Annotated in this window: 1 pseudogene; it reads right to left on the bottom strand. The window is 62.7% G+C overall.

What is annotated here, in order from left to right:
• Nucleotides 1–1,050 (bottom strand): annotated as a pseudogene (locus EAE93_RS23860) (DNA primase); the annotation flags it as partial.

Raw genomic sequence — 1,050 nt, forward strand, 5'->3', positions numbered from 1 at the left:
GCATCACCGGCCCTTTCACCGTGTACTGTTTGGTGACCAGATTCCCGCTGGCATCGTCTTTACCGGTGCTGGCAATGGTCAGTTCGCCGTCGCTTTGTAACAGCTTGAGGGCATAGGCGGCCTGCCGTACCCCTTCTTCTTCGGCTATCGCCAGTATCTTGTGCTGGAGATTGGTTTCCCCCAGATAGAACAGACTCTGGCCGGTCATGGCGCTGTATTGCAGCCGTTCTTCTTCCGGTATCAGATTGAGGACGGCATCCATTAAGCTGCTTTTCCCGGCCGCGCTGCTGCTCTGTATCAGCACCGCCAGCGGACGGTCCAGCTTGCGACTGACGGCGGCTAAGTAACCGGCCAGCAGGTTAGTGGATTCGCCCACCACGCCACAGGCGGCTAAATCAGCGGTGATGCGCTCACTCAGTTTCGGGTCCTGCAACAGGGCTAACGCCGCGGCCCGCTGCTCCTCGCTCAGTTCGGGAACCGGCGGGGTTTCGGTTTGCTCACCGACACCGGCCTGTTGACACTGCTCCAGTATCAGCAACACCTGCCCCAGCGCCCGGCGCAGGTCACCTTCGGCCAGCCCGAGTTCGGTGGCGGCCAGCCGCGCATACCCGCCCCGGCTGCGGGCGCTCATCATGTCCACGCTGTCCGCGAACATCACGCCGCTGTCGGTATCAACGACCTGAACATTCACTTTCATCACTGCCGCCCCGGCTTTCACCTGTGACAGGCCCCGGATACCCCACTGCTGTGTGCCCAGCGTCAGGGATATCTCGCCGTTAGCGCCGGTTTCCCAGACCACATTCGGCATCGACGGCAACGCGGCTATTCCGGCGGCTAAGGCGCTGACCGTTTCCGGCACCGGAACCGGCTGATGTTCTGCCAGCACGGCCCGCTCTGTGGCGGTGGTTGCCTGTACCTCTGCCGCATCCTGCATCGACACGGCACTGTCCAGCAACAACCCGAAGGCCCGTTCCGGCTCGGCGACCTGACACAGATAGCCGTTGGCATCCATGCCCTCGGGGAACACCACCCGGAACACGGCGATACCGG

This window comes from Photorhabdus akhurstii, from assembly GCF_018448925.1.
Classification (GTDB): Bacteria; Pseudomonadota; Gammaproteobacteria; order Enterobacterales; family Enterobacteriaceae; genus Photorhabdus; species Photorhabdus akhurstii.